At 66.2% G+C, this 20801-nt stretch carries 20 protein-coding genes; 16 read left to right on the top strand and 4 right to left on the bottom strand.

All coding sequences use genetic code 11. The features are described 5' to 3' along the window. Positions 1-28: 28 nt before the first annotated feature. The 4 genes from F622_RS14240 (at position 29) to F622_RS0103270 (ending at position 3508) form a co-directional block, all read left to right on the top strand. The gene (locus F622_RS14240) at positions 29-496 is read left to right on the top strand and encodes a flagellar protein FlaG (RefSeq protein WP_369773121.1); all 468 of its coding nucleotides are present in this window, start codon (positions 29-31) and stop codon (positions 494-496) included. A gap of 752 nt (positions 497-1248) precedes the next feature. Further along, entirely contained in the window at positions 1249-2616 is a 1368-nt protein-coding gene (gene fliD, locus F622_RS0103280; RefSeq protein ID WP_019571320.1) for a flagellar filament capping protein FliD, read from the top strand. A gap of 39 nt (positions 2617-2655) precedes the next feature. Next, positions 2656-3069 (top strand): flagellar export chaperone FliS, encoded by a 414-nt coding sequence (fliS, locus tag F622_RS0103275; protein ID WP_019571319.1) that lies wholly within the window; start codon positions 2656-2658, stop codon positions 3067-3069. Positions 3070-3115: 46 nt separating this feature from the next. Then, positions 3116-3508 (top strand): flagellar protein FliT, encoded by a 393-nt coding sequence (locus tag F622_RS0103270; protein WP_019571318.1) that lies wholly within the window; start codon positions 3116-3118, stop codon positions 3506-3508. A 246-nt stretch (positions 3509-3754) separates the two neighbouring features. Here F622_RS0103270 and F622_RS0103265 read toward each other — a convergent pair whose 3' ends face one another. Next, on the bottom strand, positions 3755-5947 hold the full coding sequence (locus F622_RS0103265) for a bifunctional (p)ppGpp synthetase/guanosine-3',5'-bis(diphosphate) 3'-pyrophosphohydrolase (protein ID WP_019571317.1): 2193 nt from the start codon (positions 5945-5947) through the stop codon (positions 3755-3757). Positions 5948-6046: 99 nt separating this feature from the next. On the opposite strand from F622_RS0103265, the gene F622_RS0103260 reads away from it, so the two are divergent. The 6 genes from F622_RS0103260 to F622_RS0103235 all read left to right on the top strand — a co-directional run bounded on the left by F622_RS0103260 (position 6047) and on the right by F622_RS0103235 (position 10759). Further along, positions 6047-6880 (top strand): alpha/beta hydrolase, encoded by an 834-nt coding sequence (locus tag F622_RS0103260; protein WP_019571316.1) that lies wholly within the window; start codon positions 6047-6049, stop codon positions 6878-6880. Positions 6881-6996: 116 nt separating this feature from the next. Beyond that, positions 6997-8025, top strand: coding sequence for a hypothetical protein (locus tag F622_RS0103255; RefSeq protein ID WP_026331526.1), 1029 nt, complete (start codon positions 6997-6999; stop codon positions 8023-8025). Positions 8026-8096: 71 nt separating this feature from the next. Further along, entirely contained in the window at positions 8097-8843 is a 747-nt protein-coding gene (locus F622_RS0103250; RefSeq protein ID WP_018145628.1) for a class I SAM-dependent methyltransferase, read from the top strand. A 5-nt stretch (positions 8844-8848) separates the two neighbouring features. After that, positions 8849-9109 carry a DUF167 domain-containing protein gene (locus F622_RS0103245; RefSeq protein ID WP_018169822.1) on the top strand — a complete coding sequence of 87 codons (261 nt, stop codon included), beginning with the start codon at positions 8849-8851 and terminating at the stop codon, positions 9107-9109. A 57-nt stretch (positions 9110-9166) separates the two neighbouring features. After that, positions 9167-10201: a dihydroorotase gene (gene pyrC / locus F622_RS0103240; protein WP_019571314.1), complete on the top strand. Its 1035-nt coding sequence runs from the start codon at positions 9167-9169 to the stop codon at positions 10199-10201. 78 nt (positions 10202-10279) lie between these two features. Further along, positions 10280-10759 carry a hypothetical protein gene (locus F622_RS0103235; protein WP_019571313.1) on the top strand — a complete coding sequence of 160 codons (480 nt, stop codon included), beginning with the start codon at positions 10280-10282 and terminating at the stop codon, positions 10757-10759. A gap of 10 nt (positions 10760-10769) precedes the next feature. On the opposite strand, the gene F622_RS0103230 is transcribed toward F622_RS0103235, so the two are convergent. After that, positions 10770-12737 (bottom strand): bifunctional diguanylate cyclase/phosphodiesterase, encoded by a 1968-nt coding sequence (locus F622_RS0103230; protein WP_019571312.1) that lies wholly within the window; start codon positions 12735-12737, stop codon positions 10770-10772. A gap of 101 nt (positions 12738-12838) precedes the next feature. Between F622_RS0103230 and F622_RS0103225 the strand changes: the two genes are divergently transcribed. The 4 genes from F622_RS0103225 to F622_RS0103210 all read left to right on the top strand — a co-directional run bounded on the left by F622_RS0103225 (position 12839) and on the right by F622_RS0103210 (position 16102). Further along, complete coding sequence (locus F622_RS0103225; RefSeq protein WP_019571311.1) at positions 12839-13213, top strand: DUF1992 domain-containing protein; 375 nt, start codon at positions 12839-12841, stop codon at positions 13211-13213. Next, positions 13210-14298, top strand: coding sequence for a PA0069 family radical SAM protein (locus F622_RS0103220; RefSeq protein WP_018169817.1), 1089 nt, complete (start codon positions 13210-13212; stop codon positions 14296-14298). Before F622_RS0103225 ends, F622_RS0103220 begins: the two co-directional genes overlap by 4 nt. A 94-nt stretch (positions 14299-14392) precedes the next feature. Continuing rightward, on the top strand, positions 14393-15202 hold the full coding sequence (locus F622_RS0103215; protein WP_019571310.1) for a hypothetical protein: 810 nt from the start codon (positions 14393-14395) through the stop codon (positions 15200-15202). Between the two features lie 15 nt (positions 15203-15217). Further along, positions 15218-16102 (top strand): mechanosensitive ion channel family protein, encoded by an 885-nt coding sequence (locus F622_RS0103210; RefSeq protein ID WP_019567878.1) that lies wholly within the window; start codon positions 15218-15220, stop codon positions 16100-16102. A gap of 34 nt (positions 16103-16136) precedes the next feature. On the opposite strand, the gene F622_RS0103205 is transcribed toward F622_RS0103210, so the two are convergent. Together F622_RS0103205 and F622_RS0103200 are read right to left on the bottom strand one after the other, a co-directional pair. Beyond that, positions 16137-17837, bottom strand: coding sequence for an ExeM/NucH family extracellular endonuclease (locus F622_RS0103205; RefSeq protein ID WP_019571309.1), 1701 nt, complete (start codon positions 17835-17837; stop codon positions 16137-16139). 16 nt (positions 17838-17853) lie between these two features. Then, positions 17854-18291, bottom strand: a complete 438-nt coding sequence (locus tag F622_RS0103200) for an Rrf2 family transcriptional regulator (RefSeq protein ID WP_018145638.1) — start codon at positions 18289-18291, stop codon at positions 17854-17856. 206 nt (positions 18292-18497) lie between these two features. On the opposite strand from F622_RS0103200, the gene F622_RS0103195 reads away from it, so the two are divergent. Both F622_RS0103195 and F622_RS0103190 read left to right on the top strand, forming a co-directional pair. Continuing rightward, positions 18498-19802, top strand: coding sequence for a methyl-accepting chemotaxis protein (locus tag F622_RS0103195; protein WP_019571308.1), 1305 nt, complete (start codon positions 18498-18500; stop codon positions 19800-19802). 96 nt (positions 19803-19898) lie between these two features. Beyond that, positions 19899-20777 (top strand): undecaprenyl-diphosphate phosphatase, encoded by an 879-nt coding sequence (locus tag F622_RS0103190; RefSeq protein ID WP_019571307.1) that lies wholly within the window; start codon positions 19899-19901, stop codon positions 20775-20777. Positions 20778-20801: the final 24 nt, after the last annotated feature.

Raw genomic sequence — 20801 nt, 5'->3', positions numbered from 1 at the left:
GATCACTCGGGCTTCTGGTTGAGGGTGGATGGCGAGATCGCCATCCACCCCTACTGATGAGGACAGCGATATGAGTGATGGAATCGGCAATATCACATCACCGCTGGTTGCAGTGAACCCGCGCGGGGGCGAAGGGGCGAAGGCGCCCGGCCCCGGCGCGGGTCTTGTGCGTGGCGAGGGGCGGCCGGAGGCCGTGGCTCGTGCGGACAGTCGTTCGGAATCAACGGCTCCCGGCTCCACCGGACCGGCGATCGAGGCCATGGACATGGCCGAGGTCAATCAGGTGGTCGAGTCGATTAATTCCTACTTGCAATCCACCAAGCGGGCGCTGGAGTTCAGCGTGGACGACAGCAGCGGCCGCACGGTGATTACGGTGATGGATGGAGAACGCGAACAGGTGATCCGCCAGATCCCGCCGGAGGCCGTGCTGGCCCTGGTGGAGCAGTTCCAGACCGAGCAGGAGCTCGGCGGTACGGGGCTGGCGGACAAGGCCTGAGGACCTTCTCCAGACTGCACCTCAACGCGGTATGTTTCATTGAGCCGGATCCGGTAATGGGTCCGGCTTTTTTCGTTGTGCTAGCGCCACCAGCCAGCCGCAGATCCACGGTCCGCTGGCCCCTTTCCTGTCACCCGTGCCGCGGCCCCCTTGCCGTCATCCCGGCCGTAGCGAAGCGAAGAGCCGGGATCTCCCACGCCGGGATGCGCCACACGGAAGGGGCAGCTTTGGCCGTGGAGATCCCGGATAACTGCTTCGCAGTTTCCGGGATGACGGGGTTGGGGGTGGTGGGAGGATTGGGATTGGGTCCGTGTTTGTGTCGCGCCATGGTCTGGCACTTGGTGTGGGGCGCGATTCCGGCCACGCCCGCTTCACCATAGACGCGGCCACAGCCGCTCTACCGTCATCCCAGCCGCAGCGAAGCGGAGAGCCGGGATCTCCTGCGTCGGAATGCCCCCGACGTCTGTGCCACCTTCGGCGGTGGAGATCCCGGATAACTGCTGCGCAGTTTCCGGGATGACGGAGTCTGGGTCTGGGTCGGATCGACGTATTGGGGCCAGGTTCTGGCGATTGCTTCGCTTCGTTCGCAATGACGGGGTTGCGGGCGGGGCTGGGGACGGACGTCCGGCGTCGACGGATTCTTCTGCGGCCCGCTCAAGATTTGGGCTAGGCTGTCGTTAAGTGATATATCGCACGTGCAAAGGGCACGTACAAAGGGTTCGAGACGTCGAACGCCGAGGAGCAGAGAGACCATGGCCATCAGTTCATTGGGTGTTGGATCGGGACTGGATCTGAATCAGATCGTTGGTGACCTGATCAACGCCGAGCGAGTACCGAAAGAGCAGCGTTTCGATCGCCGGGAAGGGCGGATCGAGGCCCAGATCTCCGCGTTCGGCAACCTGACCAACAGCGTGGAGCAGGTGGGTGGGAGCCTGAGCCGGTTGGCGGGCTTCGAGCTGTCGCAGTCGGCGACGGTCTCGGACTCCAGCGTGGCCAGTGTGACGTCCGACGGCACCGCCGCGAACGGCAATTTCTCCCTGCAGGTGAAGGAGCTGGCGCAGGCGCAAAGCGTGGCGACGGCGGCCGGTCAGTTTGACGACGGGGATGCGGAGGTGGGCGCCGGCCAGCTGGAGATCAGCGTGGGCGGCGAGAATGCTATCACCATCGACGTGGAGGAGGGCGATACCCTTCGCGACGTGCGCAACGCGATCAACGCGGCCGAGGGCGGTGTGACGGCCTCCATCGTGAACGATGGCAGTGGCGCGCGGCTGGTACTGAACGCTACGGAGACCGGGGCGGATAACACCATATCCGTGGCCGTGAACGGTGACACCGCAGCCGCGAACGACGGGCTTGGTCGTTTGGCGAGCGGGAATCTGGAAACGACCCAGCAGGCGCGTGACGCCGTCGCCGTGATCAACGGTCTGGAAGTGACCAGTTCGACCAATACGCTCGATGACACGATCGAAGGCTTGAGCATCGAGTTGCGCGCGACTTCCGAGGCCCCGGTGACGGTCTCGGTTAGCGAAGACCAGGACCAGTTGCGGGCGGCCCTGCAGGGCTTTGTGGAGTCCTACAACGGCCTGGTGGGCCAGACCCGGGAACTGACTTCGTTCAACCCCGACTCCGAGGAGGGGTCGGTGCTGACGGGGGACAGTACGGTGCGCGGTATTCGCAGCCGCCTGGGCAATGCGCTGATGCAGCCGGCCCAGGTGCCGGATGCCAATGCGCAGACGCTGGCGGAGCTGGGGATCGTGTCCAACCGCGACGGGACGCTCTCGTTTGACGGTGAGCGTTTCGATCGTGCGATGGAGACGGATGGCTTCGACCGGGTCACGGAGATCGTGCGCGAGATCGGCGGGCGTATGCAGGAAGTGACGGATGGCTTTATCGGGCCGGAGGGTCTGATCAATGCGCGAACGGACGGCCTGCGCAACGATCTGGAGCGGATTGGCCAGCAACGCGAGAACCTGGAGGTTCGCCTGGAGCGGATGGAACAGCGCCTGATCGGCCAGTTCTCGCGGATGGACAGCGCCGTGGCGCAGATGCAGAGCACGGGTGATTTTCTGATGGGGCAGTTGGCGAACATGCCGCTGGCCCAGAACGATTCTCGTCGATAGTCGCCCCGGGTTGGGCGAACGGATAACGGAGACCAACACATGTACGGACCGGGTATGAATCGCGGAGTGAACCAGTATCGGCAGTCGGGCGCATTGGCCGAGGCTCAGGTGGCGGATCCGTATCGGCTGATCCAGATGCTGTTCGAGGGCGCGCTGGAGCGGATTGCCGTGGCCAAGGGCGCGATGCAGCAGGGCAACGTGGCCCTTAAGGGCGAAAAGATCGGCAAGGCGATCGACATCGTCGAGTCCCTGCGGGCGGTGCTGGACCACAAGCACAACGGCGAGCTGGCCGGGAACCTGGATTCGCTCTATGAGTACATGAGCCGCCGCCTGCTGGAGGCGAATGCGAAGAACGATCCGGTGGCACTGGACGAGGTGGCCAAGCTGCTGCGCGAGATCAAGGCTGGCTGGGACGATATCCCGTCCGAACAACGTGTTGCCCGGGCGAGTTGAAGCCGCCCATGGGCCAGCCTCTCGAGTGCCCCCTCGGCCGACGGGTATGACGGACGGCGATAGTACCGATACCGCCGACGTCACGGTTGCGGCGACCATGGAGGATGCGGTCGAAGCGATCCGCGCCCACATGGCGCGGGCCGTGGTCGAGGAGGACTGGGAAGAGCTGCAGGAGCTGGACCGGCAGACCAGGGCTCTGGTGGAGCGGGCCTTCGGGGCCGATCCGGTGCCGCTGCGAGATGACTCCGGTGCGGCGCTGCGCGCGGCCCTGGAGGACTTGGCGCGCTTCTACGAGACCTCCATACAGGACCTGTCGCAACGACGGGGCGAGGTCGCACAGCAGATCCGCGAGCTGAAGTCCGGGCGCAAGGGCACCAACGCCTACGAGACGACCCGGCGGCATTCCATGCGGGCCGGGCCGGGCCACTCGGCCGACTGACGGGGCTCTGTACCCGGTCGGCACTTTTTCGACATCCAGCAAAGCTCGATCCCCCCTCCCGTCATCCCGGAAACCGCGGAGCGGTTATCCGGGATCTCTGTGGCGCGGTGCGCCCGCGCGTTGGGGCGTGTCCGGCGTGGGAGACCCCGGCTCTTCGCTGCGCTACGGCCGGGATGACGGGGAGCGCACGTTGTGCCGGGATGACGGGAAGGGGCGGCGATGTACGGTCTGGTTGACGAGATGCGGTCAGGGGTTTGGGGGTAGGCGGCGGACGGTTTGGACGCTGCTGAGGGATTGGAGGCGGTCGAAGAGGTGGCTGAGTTCGCCGAGGTCGCTGAATTCGGCTTCCAGTTCCATGCGGACGCTGCGGTCTTCGCGATTGGTTTCGGTATTCACGCGCAGCAGGTTGATGCCGCATTCGGAGAAGGCGTTGCCGACTTCGCCCAGCAGGCCGGGGCGGTCGTGGGCATCCACCTCCAGGGTGATCGCCTCGCGTTCGGGCTCTTCACCCCAGGAGACAGGGATCAGGCGACCGCGCTTGTCTTCCGGCATGTGCAGGATGTTCACGCAGTCGCTGCGGTGCACGGAGACGCCGGCGCCGCGGGTGATGAAGCCGATGATCGGGTCACCGGTCTGCGGATTGCAGCACTGGGCACGAGTGGTTAGTAGCCCACCCACACCCCGGATTCGGATGTCGTCCGGTTTGGCTTCGCCCTCGTGGCGGCGCGGCCGCTGTGGCGCAGGGGTGGCAGCCGGCTGTTCGCCCGTTCGGGCGTCGCGCAGCTGGTGGGAGATGCGTCCGGCGATCTGGGCGGTGGTGACATCCCCCGCGCCCAGGGCAATCAGGAGTTCGTCGAAGGTCTGATACTTCATTGCCTCGGCCAGCGCGCTGCGGTCGAGGTTGTGGCCGCAGCCGAGGCGCTGGCATTCGCGATCGAACAGGTGCTTGCCGGTCGCCAGGTGTTCGTCCTGATGCTGCTGACGGAACCAGGTGCGGACCTTGGAGCGCGCGCGGGCGGTGTTGAGATAGCCCAGCGCGGGGCTCAGCCAGTCGCGGCTGGGCCCGCCTTCGCGGGTGGTCAGGATCTCCACACGCTCGCCGGACTTCAGCTTGTAGGTGAGCGGGACGATATGGCCGTCGACCTTGGCGCCGCGGCAGCGGTGGCCGACCTCGGTGTGGACCGCGTAGGCGAAGTCCAGCGGAGTCGCGCCCTGGGACAGGTCCAGCACTTCGCCCTGGGGCGTGAGCACGAACACGCGCTGGTGCAGCGGTTCGCTCTGGATCTCGTCGAGCAGGTTCTGGTCGTTGTTGTCGGCGGCCTCCAGCAGCTGCCGCAGGCTGTTGATGGCGCGGTTGAGCGCCTGATCCTCGCGTCCGCCTTCCTTGTAGCGCCAGTGCGCGGCGACCCCGAGCTCGGCGAAGTCGTCCATCTCGCGGGTGCGGATCTGCACCTCCACGACCTTGCCTTCCGGTCCGACCACGGCGGTGTGCAGGGACTGGTAGCCGTTGTCCTTGGGGTTGGCGATGTAGTCGTCGAATTCGCTGGGCAGGTGGCGCCAGTCGTTGTGGACGATGCCGAGCACGGTGTAGCAGGTGGCCAGCTGGTCGACGATCACGCGGGTGGCGCGCAGATCGTACAGCTCCGACAGCGAGGTGCGCTTGCGCTGCATCTTTTTCCAGATGCTGTAGATGTGCTTCGGCCGGCCGAAGACCCGGGCCTCGATGCCGTCTGCCTGCAGGCGTTTCTTCAGCGTGCGGGCGAACTCTTCGACGTAGGCTTCTCGTTCGGTGCGGTTTTCCTCGAGGCCGACGGCGATGTCGCGGTAGGTTTCCGGTTCCAGGATGCGCAGGGCGAGGTCTTCCATCTCCCACTTGAGCTGGCCCACCCCGAGGCGGTTGGCCAGCGGTGCGATGACGTCGAGGGTCTCCTGGGCGAGGATGCGGGCGCCCTCGTCGGGCTCGCGGACGAGCTGGCGCAGATGCTGCACCCGAAACGCCAGCTTGATCAGCACGGCGCGCACGTCGTCCACCATGGCCATCAGCATGCGGCGCAGGCGTTCGGCCTGTTCCGGACGCCCGGCCGGGGCCTCGAAGCGGCGGCGGACCAGCGCCGCGACGTTGGTGGTCAGCCGGGCCACCGCGGCACCGAAGCGCTGCTCGAGCTCGGCCGGCTTGAGCAGGTCCGCCAGATACACGGGTACCAGCAAGGTCGCGATCAGCGTCTGCCGGTCGACGTTGAGATGGCGCAGGATCTCCGCCACGTCCAGTGGATGCGATTCGAGCCCGGCGGTATCGACGGCCTCCAGTGCTTGATCCAGTGCCTCGGCCAGCTGCAGGCCGGTGGCGTCGTCCAGGGGCTGGCTGCCCGCGAAATGGCGCAGCAACGCGTCGCGGTCGAGCCCCTGCAGATCGGTATTGGTCAGCAGCGAATGGCGCATGAAGGCAATCGTCGAAACAGAGCGAGAGCCCTATTGTACGGGAGCGCAGAAGGTGGCGAGAGGCTTGCGAACGGGGGTGACCGGGATCAGGATCGGGATATGGCCAACTTGTTCAAGATCCTGCTGCTCGTGGGGCTGGGCTATGTCCTGGTAACCGCGCTGATCTTCGTGACTCAGGATCGTCTGATCTATCTGCCGTCGAGCACGGTGACCAGCACGCCGGAGGGCATCGGGCTGGACTACGAGGATGTCGAGCTGGTCACCGAGGATGGGGTTCGGATTCATGGCTGGTTCGTGCCGGGGCCCGGGGGCGACACGCCCGTGCTGCTCTTCTTGCATGGCAATGCCGGGAACATCGGCCACCGGTTGCATTCCCTACGGCAGTTCCACGAGCTGGGACTGGCCGTGCTGATCATCGATTACCGCGGCTACGGGCGGAGTGCGGGGCGCCCGGACGAGGCCGGCACCTATGCGGATGCCCGCGCCGCCTGGCAGTACCTGATCGACGACCGTTCGATTCCGCCGCAGGAGATCGTGCTGTTTGGCCGGTCGCTGGGGGCGGCGGTCGCGGCGGAACTGGCAACGGGCGTGGAGCCGGGGGCGGTGATCCTGGAATCCGCCTTTACCTCCGCGGCGGATCTGGGGGCGCGGCATTACCCCTGGCTCCCGGTGCGGGCGCTGCTGCGGCACCAATACGACACCCTGGGCCGGGTGGGCGCGATCTCCGCGCCGATCCTGCTGGCCCATAGTGCCGAAGACGAGATCGTGCCATTCGAGCATGCCAAACGCCTGCGGGCCGCCGCTACGGATGCGTGGGTGCTGGAGATGGAGGGTGGGCACAACGACGCCTTCCTGACCACGGGCGACGACTACACGGAGGGCCTGCGGGCGTTCCTCCGCGATGTAGGCGTGTCGGTCGACGGCCCTCAATGACGAACGGATCAAGAGGCTGGACGGGGCAGGTCGTTGGGAGAATCCGTGTTTCGATCGTGGGAGATTGGTAGACTCCGCGGTTGTTTTGGCTGGAATGGATCTCCCTGGCATCCGGAATGAGCGAACCTGCCGCAAAATCCCCCCTGACCGTTACCTACTGTGGTGACGAGCCCCCGGAATGCGCGTCGGCACCCGTGGTGATCCGCTTTGGCGGGGTGAGCGGCGTGGAACGCAAGCCCGGGCGTCTGGAGATCCGCGTGGGGCTGGAGCCTCTGGGCGTCGAGTCGGGCTGGACGGAGTGCTGGTCGCTTCCGGACGGCGCCGAGGGCGAGACCGGGGTGGAAGGCTCGCTGAGCTACCTTCGCCACAAGGATTGCCTGATCGGTTGCTGGATTCAGCCGCTGGATGCCGCAGGCGACCCGGATCCCCTGACCGAGCGCGCTTACCGCGAGATCCTGGCTAGCTGCCGTTCGCTGGGTTTCGAGCACTTGGTGCGGGTGTGGAACTATCTTCCCGCGATCAATGACCCGGTCGCCGGCCAGGAGCGCTACCGTGGCTTCTGCAGCGGGCGGGCGCGGGTGTTCGAGGCATTCCCGGAGTACGAACAGTTCCTGCCGGCGGCGACGGCGATTGGCACGCATTCCGACGGCTTGCTGATCTATTTCATTGCCACTCGCGAGGCGGCCGCGCGTATCGAGAATCCGCGCCAGGTCAGTGCGTATCACTACCCGCCTCAGTACGGGCCGCGCAGCCCTTCGTTTGCCCGCGCCAGTCTGTGGCAGTCGGGGCCGGAATCGGCCGAGCTGTTCATCTCGGGCACCGCCAGTATTGTCGGCCATGAAAGCCGGCATGTTGGCGATCTCGAGGCGCAGATCGACGAAAGCCTGCGCAATATCGGTGTCCTGCTGGAACAGGCCGCCACGGATCACCCGGTTCGGGTGGAGAGGCCGCGCGACTTGTCGCTGCTCAAGGTGTACCTGCGCCATGCGGCCGATGCATCGGCCGCGGAACGTCACTTGCGCTCGCGCCTTGGTCACGATGTGCCGAGCCTGTTGCTGCACGGGGATATCTGCCGCGAGGAATTGCTGGTGGAGATCGAGGGACTTTATTCGGAGCGTCTGACCGCGACGTTCGCGACACCATGAAGGATTGATGCCGGGCCGGTCAGGCCGCCGAATTGCGGTGGCGCCGGTCCCTTGCCTGGGGAGTACACGCAATGCAGCCAACCACCAAGAAGCCACACCCGGTCCTGAAGGACTACTACGGGGATGAAGCCAGCCGGCGCGCCTACGTCGACGACCTGTTCGACCGGACTGCCCCGTATTACGACCGAATCCTGCGGGTCGGCTTCTTCGGCACCGGGCAGTCGTATCGCCGGTTTGTCCTGAAACAATCCGGTCTGGAGGCCGGCATGGAGGTGCTGGACGTGGCCACCGGCACCGGCCCGGTTGCAGAGGAGATCCGCAAGGTGGTGGGCGATGACCACCTGACCTGCGTGGACCCGAGCCGCGGCATGATGGATGTGGCCCGAACCAAGATGGATGCCACGTTCGTGCAGAGCCTGGGCGAACAGATGCCCTTGCGCGACCAGCAGTACGACCGTCTGTACATGGGGTATGGGCTTCGCCATGTGCGCGACCTGCACGAGTTGTTCAGCGAGTACTTCCGCGTGCTGAAGCCGGGCGGGCGCTGCACCATTCTCGAGGTCTCGCGGCCACGTACGAAGTTCCAGTTTGGCCTGGCGCGTTTCTATTTCCGCGATTTCGTGCCGTTCGTGGGCAAGGTGCTCACCCGCGACCCGGACGGGCAACTGTTGATGCGCTATTTCTGGGACACCATCGATCAGTGCGTCCCCCCGGACGACATCATGGAAACCCTGCGATCGGTCGGTTTCGAGGACGTGCAGCGCAATGTCCAGCTCGGCGTCTTCAGCGCCTACATGGCGACGCGCCCGGCCGGGTAGGGTTTTTGGGCCGGTTGAAGGTCAAGGTGGCGCCCGGGAGCAAGCGCAACGCCATTGGCGGCTGGATGGGCGAGACCCTCAAGCTGCAGGTTCAGGCGCCGCCGGAGAAGGGCCGCGCGAACGAGGCCGTGGTGGCCTTGCTGGCCGCGGAACTGGGGTGTTCGAAGGCGGCCGTGCAGGTGGTGGCCGGTGCGACCTCGCGCAGCAAGACCGTGGTGGTCGAGGGCTGGTCCGAGGCCGAGTTGCACCGCGCGTTATCCTCATGACTCATACACTGTGACGGGGCCCAGTACCGGACGGCCCCCCTGCGAAGGGAACTACGGATGAACCGCCTGACCCTGACTCGACCGGATGACTGGCACCTGCACCTGCGCGATGGCGATGTGCTGGCGACGGTGCTGCCGGATACGGCGCGCCGCTTCCGCCGCGCCATCATCATGCCCAACCTGAAACCGCCAGTGACGACGGTGGAGGCCGCCACCGAGTACCGCGACCGCATCCTGGCGGCGCTGCCGGAAGAGGCGGACTTCGAGCCCCTGATGACGCTGTACCTGACCGAGGGCACGACACCGGGCATGATCGACGCGGCGAAGGCCTCCGGGTTCGTGCACGGTGTCAAGCTCTATCCCGCGGGTGCCACCACCAATGCGGCCAGTGGCGTGACCGATATCCGCCGCTGCTATCCGGTGTTAGAGGCGATGCAGCGGGTGGACCTGCCGTTGCTGATTCACGGCGAGGTGACCGATCCGGACGTGGACATCTTCGATCGCGAGGCGGTGTTTATCGAACGCCACCTGGAGCCGCTGATCCGCGATTTTCCGGAACTTCGGGTGGTGCTGGAACACATCACCACCGAGTCGGCCGTGCAGTTCATCCAGGACGGGCCGGCCAATGTCGGCTCCACGATCACGCCCCAGCACTTGCTGTACAACCGCAATGCGCTGTTCGCGGGCGGCATGCGGCCGCATCACTTCTGCCTGCCGATCCTGAAGCGCGAACGCCACCGCAAGGCGCTGCTCGAGGCGGCCACCAGTGGCCACCCGCGCTTCTTCCTGGGGACCGATAGCGCTCCGCATCCACGCCACGCGAAGGAGTCGGCGTGTGGCTGTGCGGGTATCTATTCCGCGCACGCGGCCATCGAGTTGTACGCGGAGGCCTTTGCCGCGGCGGATGCACTGGACCGGCTGGAGGGCTTTGCCAGTCATTTCGGCCCCGATTTTTACAAGCTGCCGCGCAACACCGACACCCTGACGCTGGAGCGCGCCCCGTGGACTGTGCCGGAGGCGGTGCTGTTCGGGCATGATCCCGGGGTGCCACTGCGCGCGGGCGAGACCGTCGCCTGGCAACTGGCGCGGTGAAGACGGCCGTCACGGCGAACGCTGTGACGCGCGGGCGGTCAGCTAGGTAGAGAGACAGGACAAGACGAGGATGGAGACATGACCGAACCCAAGGTGCAACGCGGGACTTTGTTGTTCTGGATGGCCATCAGCCTGGGGGTGGCGTTGCTGATCGTGGCGCTTGGGGTCGGGCTGGAGCCGGCCGGCGCGCCGATCCTGCGCGCGCCGCTCAGCTCGCCGGCCGCCGGTGCCCTGGGCTTCGGTCTGCTGATGGTCTGGGCCGCGTATGCCTATGCGCTGTCTGCCGGACGAGCCGCGGGCAGCCAGGAGATGGGGGTGGTGATCCTCAACCTTGGGCTCCCGGTGGCCCTGATCCTGCTGTGGCGGGCCGAACTGAACGCGCTGGCGTTCTTCGTGGCGTTGGGCTGGGCGCTGACCCTGGGTGGCATGGCCGTGCGCCTGTTCCGCCGCGAGGCCCTGGCCGGCGTGATGATGTTGCCGCTGATCGGGGTCAGCCTGACGGCGATCCTGCTGTCGCTGACGCTCTGGGTGCTGCCGGCCGCGACCGGCGGGGCCTGAGGCCGGTTTCCTATCCGGCCGCTGGCGCCTGACGGATGTCGGGCGTCAGCGCCTGCGCGCGGCGGCAGTGGTCGAAAAAGGCATTGGCATCCATGGGCCGGGCGAACAGGAAGCCCTGAAAGAGCAGGTCACCGTGGGTGGTCAGCCAACGGTACTGGGCCTCGGTCTCGACCCCCTCGGCCACCACCGCCAGACCGAATTGGCGTGCGATGTCGCAGATTGTGCGCACCATGGCCTGGTCGTCCGGGTCGTGGTCGACCTGGCGGACGAAGCTCCGGTCGATCTTGAGTTCGTCGAACGGGAGACGCTTGAGGTAGCTGAGCGAGGAAAACCCGGTCCCGAAGTCGTCCATCGAGAAGCGTAGGCCCATGTGCCGCAGGGCCTGCATGATATGGATCACCCGGTCGGTATCCTCCGCCACCACGTGCTCGGTGATCTCGAGCGTGATGCGGTGGGCGTGTTCACGGCCCAGATAGCGGGTGATCAGGTCTTGCATGCGGTGGACGAAGTTCAGGTGCACCAGTTGCCGCGGGCTGATGTTGATTGCGAGCTGCTCCAGGGGGAACCCGGCGCGATCCCAGTCGCGCAAGGCCTGGAACGCCCGCGCGATCACCGCGTCGCCCAGTTCGCTGATATAGCCGGTCTGTTCGGCGATGGGGATGAACTCCGCCGGTGACACGGCGCCCAGCTCGGCGCTGTGCCAGCGAATCAGGGTCTCGGCGCTGCGGATCCGCCCAGTGGTATCCACCTGGGGCTGGAACAGGACCTCGATCTCGCGATTGTGCAATGCAAAGTGCAGGCAGCGCTCGATCTGCAGATGCCGCTCCACCGCCCGCGACAACTCGTCGCTGAAGACGACCACGCCGTCGCGCCCGCGGTCTTTTACTTCGTACATGGCGATATCGGCCTCGCGCACGAGCTGATGCGAGTCGACCGGCTGCGCGGGCTCGATCAGGCGGATGCCGATGCTCGCGCTCACGTGCAGGTGATGGTTGCGGATAATGTAGGGCGTCTTGACCACCTGGAGCAGCGAATGCGCCAGGCGCCGGGCGGCGCGCTCGCAGGTCTGGCGGTCTTCCTTGCCAGGGGCCACGATGACGAACTCGTCGCCGCCCAGGCGGGCGAGGTGGTGGCCCGGGGGCAGGGCGTTGGCGAAGTCGCGCGTCACGGACTTCAGCAGCTCGTCGCCGATGTCGTGCCCCAGCAGGTCGTTGACCGTCTTGAAATGGTCCAGATCGATCAGCAGCAGGTACGAGTGCTGTCCGTGATGTTGCAGGACCTCGAGGCTTTGTTCGAGATGCTCGATGAAGGCGGCGCGATTGTTCAGCCCGGTCAGGGCATCGTGGGAGGCCTGGTGGAAGCTGTTGCGCAGCAGCCCGAAGCTGCTGTTGGCCGCGTAAAACAGGACCAGGGCAAGGGTTGCCGAGAAGGCCGCCAGGACATAGCTATACCAGTCCCCGATTAGCAGGAAATACCCGGCCAGCGGCACCATCATGGCCGGGATTAGCGGCCGGAAAACCCAGGGGGCCGGGTAGAGCAGGGCCGCGACCACCGTGGTGGCGCCGATCTGCGTGAAAATGGCGATGTAGTGGAGATTGTGCGAGTCCAGGCGCACAAAGATCAGAAAGATCGCGGTCCACAACGCCAAGTAGAGATACAGGAAGAGGGTGAGGTGCAGCCGCCAGCGGAGCCGTTGCTCCGGCGACAAGGGTGAGCGGTGATAACGCCAATACAGCTGCAGGCCCCAGAGCGATGCGGCAAGCATCACGCTGTACCAGGCTGCAGCCGCGGTGAAGGCCCCGTGCAGCGCACCCAGCAGGATGTAGCCCAGGCCGGGGACCAGGGACAGCGCCACCAGCACCGGGATCTGGCGCGTCAGATAGGTGTCGAACTGGGGATCGGCGCGTAATGCCTCGCGGGCCGGAACAAGCGCGCGTACGCTGGACGCCGGTGGATTGTCTCGCGGGGTGAGTGCCATCGGGGTCCAGACGGGGACGGTTTGTGGAAGAGCTGGACGTTACGGTAAATCGGGCGGGGCCTCAACAAGCGCGGCCCGGCGCATGAACAACGGACTACGGGATGTTGCTAACCGAGTTACAGATCGAGGCCCAGCTGGCCGATGCGGCGCGCCGCGGGGAGTTCGATGACCTCCCGGGGGCGGGTCGACCCCTGCAACTGGATGATGACAGCGCGGTGCCGCAAGAGCTGCGCATGGCCTTCCGGGTGATGAAGAACGCCGGCTATGTCCCCGAGGCCGTGCAACTGAGGGGCGAAATCGCCTCCACGGAGGCGTTGCTGCAGGCGGCGGATGACGAGGCGGCGCGCCAGCAGGCGGCCAAGCGCCTGCGCTTGCTGCTCGACCGGCTGAACCGCAGCGATGCGGGTCGGGGCATGCTCTCCGAGTCCGGCTATTTCCGACAGCTGTGCGAGCGCATGGATGGCCCCAGCCAATGAAGCCGGTCCATGGACCGACCAAGGGCCGGGGCGCGACCATCGATCCCCATGCTCGCTTCGAGTCGACCCGGCACGAACCCTTCGACGACGGGTGGGTCGGTGATGGCGAGGCACCGGCGCCGCTGCGCACCGAGGTGACGGTCGAGCACCCGCGCAGCGTCCTGTCCTGGAATCAGTCCCCGGATGTGCCATTCGAGCTCTCCCTGAACCCTTATCGTGGCTGCGAGCACGGCTGTGCCTACTGCTTTGCGCGGCCGGCCCATGCCTATGTGGGCCTTTCGCCGGGGCTCGACTTCGAGAGCCGGCTGTTCGCCAAGGTCGGCGCGGCCGACTGCCTGCGGCGCGAACTGGCGCGACCGTCCCACCGGGTGACCCCGTTGGCGCTCGGGATCAACACCGATGCGTACCAGCCGATCGAACGTGAATGGCGGATCACGCGCGAGCTGCTGGAGGTGCTGGCCGAGACCGGGCATCCCGTATCCATTGTGACCAAGTCCGCACTGGTCGAGCGCGACCTGGATTTGCTGGGTCCGATGGCGGAGCGCGGACTGGTGCAGGTGGCGATCTCGGTGACGACCCTGGATCGCGGGCTGTCGCGACATCTGGAGCCGCGCGCGGCGGCCCCGCAACGGCGCTTGCAGACCGTGGAGCGGCTCACGGCGGCGGGTGTCCCCGTCAGCTTGCTGGTGGCGCCGTTGATCCCCGTGCTCACGGACGGGGAGCTGGAGGTCTTGCTGGATGCCGGGGCGGCGGCTGGCGCAGTGGCCGCCGGCTATGTGCTGCTCCGGCTCCCGCGTGAGGTGGCCCCACTGTTCGAGGACTGGTTACGCACCCATCACCCGCTCAAGGCGGAGCACATACTGCAGCGCCTGCGCGAGGCGCATGGGGGCAAGCTCTACGATTCAACCTTCGGTCACCGTATGCGCGGGGCCGGGCCGTATGCGGAGCTGTTGCGGCAGCGCTTCCGGCTGGCGCGGCGCCGGGCGGGGCTGGCCGGACGTCTCGTGGAGCTGGACTGCAACCAGTTTGCCCCGCCCGCGCGTCCGCAGAAGACGCGGTCCGAAGGGCAGCTCGATCTCTTCTGACGCTCGGCGAATGGCGCCATTGTCCTGAGGATGCTTCTCCCGCGGACGGGGTGTTCTGGTTTACAGTGGCGCCAACACCACGACAGGGCGGACGATGCCGCAGAATCCAACCATGAGTACCAACGATGCGGCCTGGTGGGGCCGCCGGGGACTTGCATCGGGGCAACATGGACGCTGGTCCATCGGCCCCCTGGACCTCTGGCTGCTGCACGGCGAGCAGGAATGGCAGATGGTCCTGGAACGCCCGCGCGACCCCGCCGATGCCACACTGGCGATCGATGTTCCCTGCGCCGATGGGTTCCCTGCCGATGCGAACGACCTGCTGCGTTTTGCCGGATCCCCGGCGGATTCGGTACCGGAGCTGCGGGTAGCCCTGGCGGATCGGCCGATGGTCAGCCGGCCGCAAAACCCCTTCTATGTGCCGGCCCGTGGTCAGGTCACGCTTTATCTGAGTTCCCCGGCCTGGGTGCAGCTGCATCTGGGCGAGGCCATGGTGCAGGAGTTTCCGGTCTATACGCCGTCCGATACCTGGTTCGGCCCGAATACCGTGAACGGGGAGCTCTGTTATGCCACTCGCACCCAGGCTCGCCTGGACCTGGCCGACGTGCCCATGCGCCCGCACCGCGTCATCACGCCGCTGACCATCGAGAACAAGGCTTCGGATGCCCTGTTCCTGGAACGCGTGAACCTGCCGGTGCCGCGCCTTCCGGTATTCGCCGACGAGCACCACCGGTTGTGGACCCCGGCAGTGCGCATGGAGCGCGAGGAAGATCGCGACATGGCGGACATGAAGATCGACTCCGGTCCCCCCGGTGTGGCCGGCGGGGCCCAGCGCATCGCCGAACCCCGCCAGGCCGGGGGGCGGCATTTGATGGTCAGGGCGTTCACCGCCCTGTTTCAGTAGGGAGCTTCCGGCGCGATGAATGAATGGCTGCAAACCGCTCAGACCTTTGTGACCAGCGAGGCCTTTCTCGCCGCCATCCGCGCCGCGGTCTACCTGCTGGTGGGCCTGCTGCTGGCGCGCCTCCTGTCGCGCGGTCTGGCGCGCGCGCTGGAGGACAAGCTCGACGCGCAGCAGGTCATGCTCACCCGCCGCATCAGCTTTTACTTGATCGTTCTGCTGGTGCTGGCCTCGGCGCTGCGCGAGTTGGGGTTCGATCTCACCGTGCTATTGGGCGCGGCCGGCATCCTGACAGTCGCGCTTGGCTTTGCATCGCAGACTTCGGCCTCGAACCTGATCTCGGGGCTGTTCCTGATTGGCGAACGCCCGTTCTCCGTGGGGGATGTCATCAAGGTCGGGGATGCCACGGGCGAGGTGCTGTCGATCGACCCGCTGTCGGTCAAGCTGCGCACCTTCGACAACCTGATGGTGCGCGTGCCCAACGAGACCCTGGTGAAGACGCAACTGACCAATCTCAGCCGCTTCCCCATCCGTCGTCTGGACATGCAAATCGGGGTGGGCTATCGGACCGATCTCAAGCAGTTGCGTGACGTGCTCATGGGCGTGGCCGAGCGCAATCCGGTCTGTCTGGAGGAGCCCAAGCCGCTGTTTATCTTCCTGGAGTACGGTGATTCTGCGCTGAAGATTCAGCTCTCGGTGTGGGCGCGGCGGGAGAAGTTCCTGGATCTGCGCAATTCCATGCACGAGGGTGTGAAGGCCGCGCTGGACGAGGCGGGGATTGATATCCCGTTCCCGCAGCGTACGCTGGGTGGCCTGGATGGAAGCCCGTTACCCGTGCGCATCGTCGACAACGTGCCGGAGGCCGAGGCCGAGGCTGAGGCGGAAGCGTCCGCGCGCGACTGACCGGCAGGCCGCCGGAGCGGGGTTGGGCCGTCACTCAATCCAGGCGGAGATCCGCCCAGACGGGGTCGTGATCCGAGGCGCGCCAGGGCCCCGTGGCGGGCGCGCGACCGTCAAAGCCGAGGAAGCCGGGTTCGTCTGCATTGACCGGCCAGGCCGCCCCGTCGTGCACGGCGTCGCGCAAGGCATCGGGACCCAGCAGGTAATCCAGCTGTCCGGCCCGGCCGCGAAAGACATAGGTATGGGCGGACGCTGGATCGTCATGCACCAGGTCCCGCTTGCCGGCCGCGGCCAGCGTTCGCACCGGGTCTTCGGCGGCGTAGGCGTTCAGGTCGCCGAGGATCAGTACGGGAACATTGGCAAACTCATTGCGTTGTTGTTCCCGGATCCATGTCACCAGACGTTCGGCCTGGGCCGTGCGCCGTTCATTCCAGCAACCCTGGCCGCGGTCAATATCGCCCGCGTCGGGGCAACCGCTCTTCGCCTTGAAGTGCACCACCACGGCCCCGAAACGCTTGCCACTCCCGGGTTGCTGGAACCAGCCGAGCAATGGCGGGCGATGATGCACGGCATCGCGATCGGTGGCGGACCCAACGAGTTGCAATCGGTCCGGACGGTAGAGCAGGGCCACCTTGATCGCGTCGTCGCCCGGCCCCGGGTGGGCGATGGCCGCATAGTCGCCGCGCGGCGGAGGGACGGCATTCAGTCGTTCGACCAGCTGCCGGCGCGCCGCCTTGGCGTTTTCCAGTTCGACCGCGCCCAGCAGGTCGGCGTCCAGCGTTTGCAGCAGGGCATCCAGCTTGGCCGTCTGGCGCTCGCGTTCCGCCCGGTTTTGTGCGCCGCGCTCGCCCAGCGTCACGAAGTCGTTCTCCAGATTGGCGGTGGCGATGCGCAGGTGGTCCGTTCCCGGCGTCGACGGCGGTTCGGGGCGCTCGCCGCCGAGCCAGTCCAGCGAGTGGGTGGGATGGATGCGATGGTCGCCGAAGGCGTGGGTCAGGATCCCGGTCAGGCCTTCCAGCGTGCTGCCCACCCGGCGCGTGCCATGATCGTCGCGATAGGGGATCGGGTCGGGTTCCGCGCGATAGCTGCCATCATCCAGGATGATCCGGCGCTTCTCGTCCCGGGCGGTTCCCGCGGCCCCGATCTGGCCGGGGTGCATGAGCCGCCCCCCGGCCGAGAGCGTCAGGCTGCCATAGCGCGCGAGTTCGTGGTTGGCGGTCACCGCCAGCGGCTGCGCAAAACGAACACGGAGGTCGGCGTATTCGCCGAGGCGGCTGGCGTCGTCAGGCAGGCGCACCTCCAGCGGTGCCGGCAGTTCGCCGTGCCCGCAGCCCTGGATGCGGTCCAGCCGAGCGATCTGCGGGCGTCCGCGGTGGCGGCTAAACACCCCGTGTACTTGCACATGCTCGCCGGTCGAGACCGGCTCCCGACGCGGGGCATACACGAACATACCGGCCGAGTCGGGCCCGGCGCCCTGCTGCAGATAGAACCCGCCGAGTTGATCGGGCCCCATAAACACGCCCGTGACGATGCCCTCCGCGATGACGGCATCCCCCTCGGCGACCGCGCCGGCGCGGAGCTCGGCGAGAGGGGCGACCTCGGCCCCGGGGGAGGGGCAGGTCACCCGGGCATCGACCGGGGAGGCTGCGAATAGCAGAACCACCAGTGCGCCCCCCAGCGTGCGGCGCACGCACGGGGCCGGGTTGGCGTGGCGGCGGGGGTGCGTCAGCCGATCCATGGCCGCATGAGAAGAATCAGGCGCTCTTGCTGGGGTTCAGCAGTTCGTAGAGATAATCCGGCGCCTGGGTGACATCGGCGATGGTGTAGCGGTCGAGGACGTCCAAGAAGGCATCGCGCGCATCGTTCAGTACCCCACGCAACTGGCAACCAGGGAGAATCGGGCAGACGGGATTCTCGCAGTCCACCACGTTCAGGTTCGGCTCCATGTCGCGGATGACACTGCCTACGTTGATCTCGTTCGGCTCGCAGGCGAGCGAGATCCCGCCCCCCTTGCCACGCCGGGTGATGATGTAGCCCTTCTGGCCGAGCTGGTGAACGATCTTTACCAGGTGGTTGCGCGGGATCGTGAACTGCTCGGAGATATCGCTCACGGTCACGCGCTGGTCGCGCGGTTGCACGGTGAGGTACATCAGGACCCGAAGGGAGAAATCAGTATAGCGAGTGAGCTGCATAGGGAAGGAATCGTCGGTTCGCGGTTTTGAAGGATATGCATGCGCGCATATGTCTTGGAACCTTAATCGCTCCGGACACCCGTCACAAGTTCGGTCGTTGCCGCTGAGTGAAGGCCGGGGCGTATTCGGGGTTCAGAAACCGCACAGCCCGGCCGTTACATGCCAATAATAACAAGGCTTCTGAAGCCGAAATACAGGGGAATTCAATGGAGTCGATCAAGGGGTTGGGCCGGCTGTCACTCGCCGGACGGTTCTCGCTGGCCCTGAGCGCGATCGTAGGGGTGTTCTTTCTAATTGCCGCTGCCGCGGTGTTCTGGCACACCGCAACGCTCAAGGGGGGTATGGAGGCGACGTTGACGGGCGTCATGCAGGGCCACGAGACGACCCCGGCACTGGAGGCCGAGGTGGCGCTCGAGATCAATCGTCTGCTGGATCTTGCGGCCTGGCAGGTCAACGCGATGATGCTGGGTGTCGCGATCGGCGTGGTCGTCGTGGTGTATTTCCTGTTCGTGTTGATGATTCGGCGGCGCCTGGCGCATCTGGCCTCGCAGTTTCGCGGGGTATCGGAGGGGGAGGGCGATCTGAGCCAGCGGATCGATGCCCCGCGCAATGACGGGATTGATCGTTTGGCGCGTCTGTTCAACGCATTTATCGAGCGCTTGCAGGGGATGGTTTCGGAGATGGTGGAACATGCGCGGGAACTGGGGGAGTCCGTCGGCACCCTTCACCGCGTGGCGGAAGAGACCAACCAGGAGGTGCAGCAGCAACAAGCCCGGATTGGCCAGGTTGCTACCGCGATGAACCAGATGACGGCCTCGGCCGAGGAGATCGCGCGCAATGCCCAAACCGCGTCGGAAGCCGCAGATCAGGCCGAGAGCGAGACGCGTACCGGGTCCGATGTGGTGGACGCCTCGGTCCGCACGATGCGCGAACTGGCGAGCGAGATTGGCACGGCAAACGAGCAGGTGGCGCGCCTGCAGTCCGAGTCGGACAGCATCGGTTCGGTGCTTGACGTGATACGCGGCATTGCCGAGCAGACCAATCTGCTGGCGCTCAATGCGGCCATTGAGGCCGCGCGGGCGGGGGAGCAGGGAAGGGGATTCGCTGTCGTAGCGGACGAGGTGCGGACCCTCGCCACACGTACACAGGACTCCACCACCGAGATCCAGGCCATGATCGAACGCCTGCAGGCCGGCGCCCGGGCGGCGGCCAGCGCGATGGAGCGCAGCCGCGAGAGGGGCGAGGCCGGAGTCGACCAGGCCGCTGGTGCGGGCGACGCCCTGCAGGCGATCCGTTCCGCGGTGGAACGCATCCGTCATCTCAACAACGAGATCTCCGGGGCGGTATCGCAACAGGCGGAGGTCGCGCGCGAGGTGGATGGCACCCTCACGGAGGTTAGCCAGGGGGCCCAGATCACCGCGGGGAATGCCGAAGCCACGGCCAGCGAGACGGACGTCCTAGTGGGGCGGATCGAGCGGCTGCGGGGACTGACCACCCAGTTCCGGGTCTGATCCACGCCTGGCTGGGCGTGCGACCGGGGTCCCGGCGCCTCCCTGGCGTTTTCCGTATACTGCGGCCCGCCTCGGGTTCACGGAGCCGTATCTGCAATGACAGTCTGGGTCGCCGCCCTCCTCGGGATCGTTCAGGGCATCTTTATGTTTCTGCCGGTCAGTTCGACCGCGCACCTGGTCCTGACCCAGCACTGGCTGATCCGTCAGGGCGAACCGCTACCGGCGCCCGAGAGCCCCGAGATGATCCTGTTCGACCTGGTAGTGCACGTGGGCACCCTGGTCTCGATCGTCTTCGTATTCCGCAAGAGCCTGACCCGGCTGACCGGTGGCATTGCCCGCGAAAGCCTGCAGTGGGCATCGGCCCACGGGTCGGCCGGGCGCGAGATGCTGTCCCTGCGTCTGGCCCTGCTGGTGGTGCTTTCAGTGTTCGCGACCGCGGTGGTCGGATTCACCCTGAAGGCGGGCTTCGAGCAGGTGTTCGCCCACCCGACACTGATCGCGGGCACGCTTAGCCTGACCGGGGTATTGCTGTGGTGGACGGACCGGCTGCAACGGCGCCCGTTGGGGCTGCGCCAACTGAGTCCGAAGATTGCCACCATCATCGGCGTGGCCCAGGGCTTTGCACTGATCCCGGGGCTCTCGCGCAGCGGCATGACCATCACCTTCGCCCTGTTCAGCGGGCTCAAGCGGCGCTGGGCGGCGGAGTACAGCTTCTTCCTCGCGATTCCGACCATTCTCGCTGCCACCGCCGTGCAGTCACTGGACGTGCTCAATGGCGACGGGCTGGGGAACCTGAACTGGACGGCGCTCGCGGTGGGCTTCGTGGTGTCCGCCCTGGTCGGGATCGTCTCGTTGAAGATGGTCCTGTTCTTCCTGTATCGCGCCAACCTCAAGGTCTTCTCGTTCTACCTCTGGGCGCTGGCGCTGCTGGTCCTGTTCGGATTCCTCGACGTGGAGATCATGTACGGAAAATGACCGGATCCCCGGGTGTGGAGTCTC

Source organism: Thioalkalivibrio sp. ALMg3 (genome assembly GCF_000381225.1).
In the GTDB taxonomy this organism is placed as follows: Bacteria; Pseudomonadota; Gammaproteobacteria; order Ectothiorhodospirales; family Ectothiorhodospiraceae; genus Thioalkalivibrio; species Thioalkalivibrio versutus.
This window is presented reverse-complemented; position numbering and strand designations above follow the sequence as displayed.

Coding starts and splice junctions, on each gene's coding strand:
- F622_RS14240 (WP_369773121.1), top strand. CDS start 29: ATGGCGAGATCGCCATCCACCCCTACTGATGAGGACAGCGATATGAGT.
- fliD (WP_019571320.1), top strand. CDS start 1,249: ATGGCCATCAGTTCATTGGGTGTTGGATCGGGACTGGATCTGAATCAG.
- fliS (WP_019571319.1), top strand. CDS start 2,656: ATGTACGGACCGGGTATGAATCGCGGAGTGAACCAGTATCGGCAGTCG.
- F622_RS0103270 (WP_019571318.1), top strand. CDS start 3,116: ATGACGGACGGCGATAGTACCGATACCGCCGACGTCACGGTTGCGGCG.
- F622_RS0103265 (WP_019571317.1), bottom strand. CDS start 5,947: ATGCGCCATTCGCTGCTGACCAATACCGATCTGCAGGGGCTCGACCGC.
- F622_RS0103260 (WP_019571316.1), top strand. CDS start 6,047: ATGGCCAACTTGTTCAAGATCCTGCTGCTCGTGGGGCTGGGCTATGTC.
- F622_RS0103255 (WP_026331526.1), top strand. CDS start 6,997: ATGAGCGAACCTGCCGCAAAATCCCCCCTGACCGTTACCTACTGTGGT.
- F622_RS0103250 (WP_018145628.1), top strand. CDS start 8,097: ATGCAGCCAACCACCAAGAAGCCACACCCGGTCCTGAAGGACTACTAC.
- pyrC (WP_019571314.1), top strand. CDS start 9,167: ATGAACCGCCTGACCCTGACTCGACCGGATGACTGGCACCTGCACCTG.
- F622_RS0103235 (WP_019571313.1), top strand. CDS start 10,280: ATGACCGAACCCAAGGTGCAACGCGGGACTTTGTTGTTCTGGATGGCC.
- F622_RS0103230 (WP_019571312.1), bottom strand. CDS start 12,737: ATGGCACTCACCCCGCGAGACAATCCACCGGCGTCCAGCGTACGCGCG.
- F622_RS0103225 (WP_019571311.1), top strand. CDS start 12,839: ATGTTGCTAACCGAGTTACAGATCGAGGCCCAGCTGGCCGATGCGGCG.
- F622_RS0103220 (WP_018169817.1), top strand. CDS start 13,210: ATGAAGCCGGTCCATGGACCGACCAAGGGCCGGGGCGCGACCATCGAT.
- F622_RS0103215 (WP_019571310.1), top strand. CDS start 14,393: ATGCCGCAGAATCCAACCATGAGTACCAACGATGCGGCCTGGTGGGGC.
- F622_RS0103210 (WP_019567878.1), top strand. CDS start 15,218: ATGAATGAATGGCTGCAAACCGCTCAGACCTTTGTGACCAGCGAGGCC.
- F622_RS0103205 (WP_019571309.1), bottom strand. CDS start 17,837: ATGGATCGGCTGACGCACCCCCGCCGCCACGCCAACCCGGCCCCGTGC.
- F622_RS0103200 (WP_018145638.1), bottom strand. CDS start 18,291: ATGCAGCTCACTCGCTATACTGATTTCTCCCTTCGGGTCCTGATGTAC.
- F622_RS0103195 (WP_019571308.1), top strand. CDS start 18,498: ATGGAGTCGATCAAGGGGTTGGGCCGGCTGTCACTCGCCGGACGGTTC.
- F622_RS0103190 (WP_019571307.1), top strand. CDS start 19,899: ATGACAGTCTGGGTCGCCGCCCTCCTCGGGATCGTTCAGGGCATCTTT.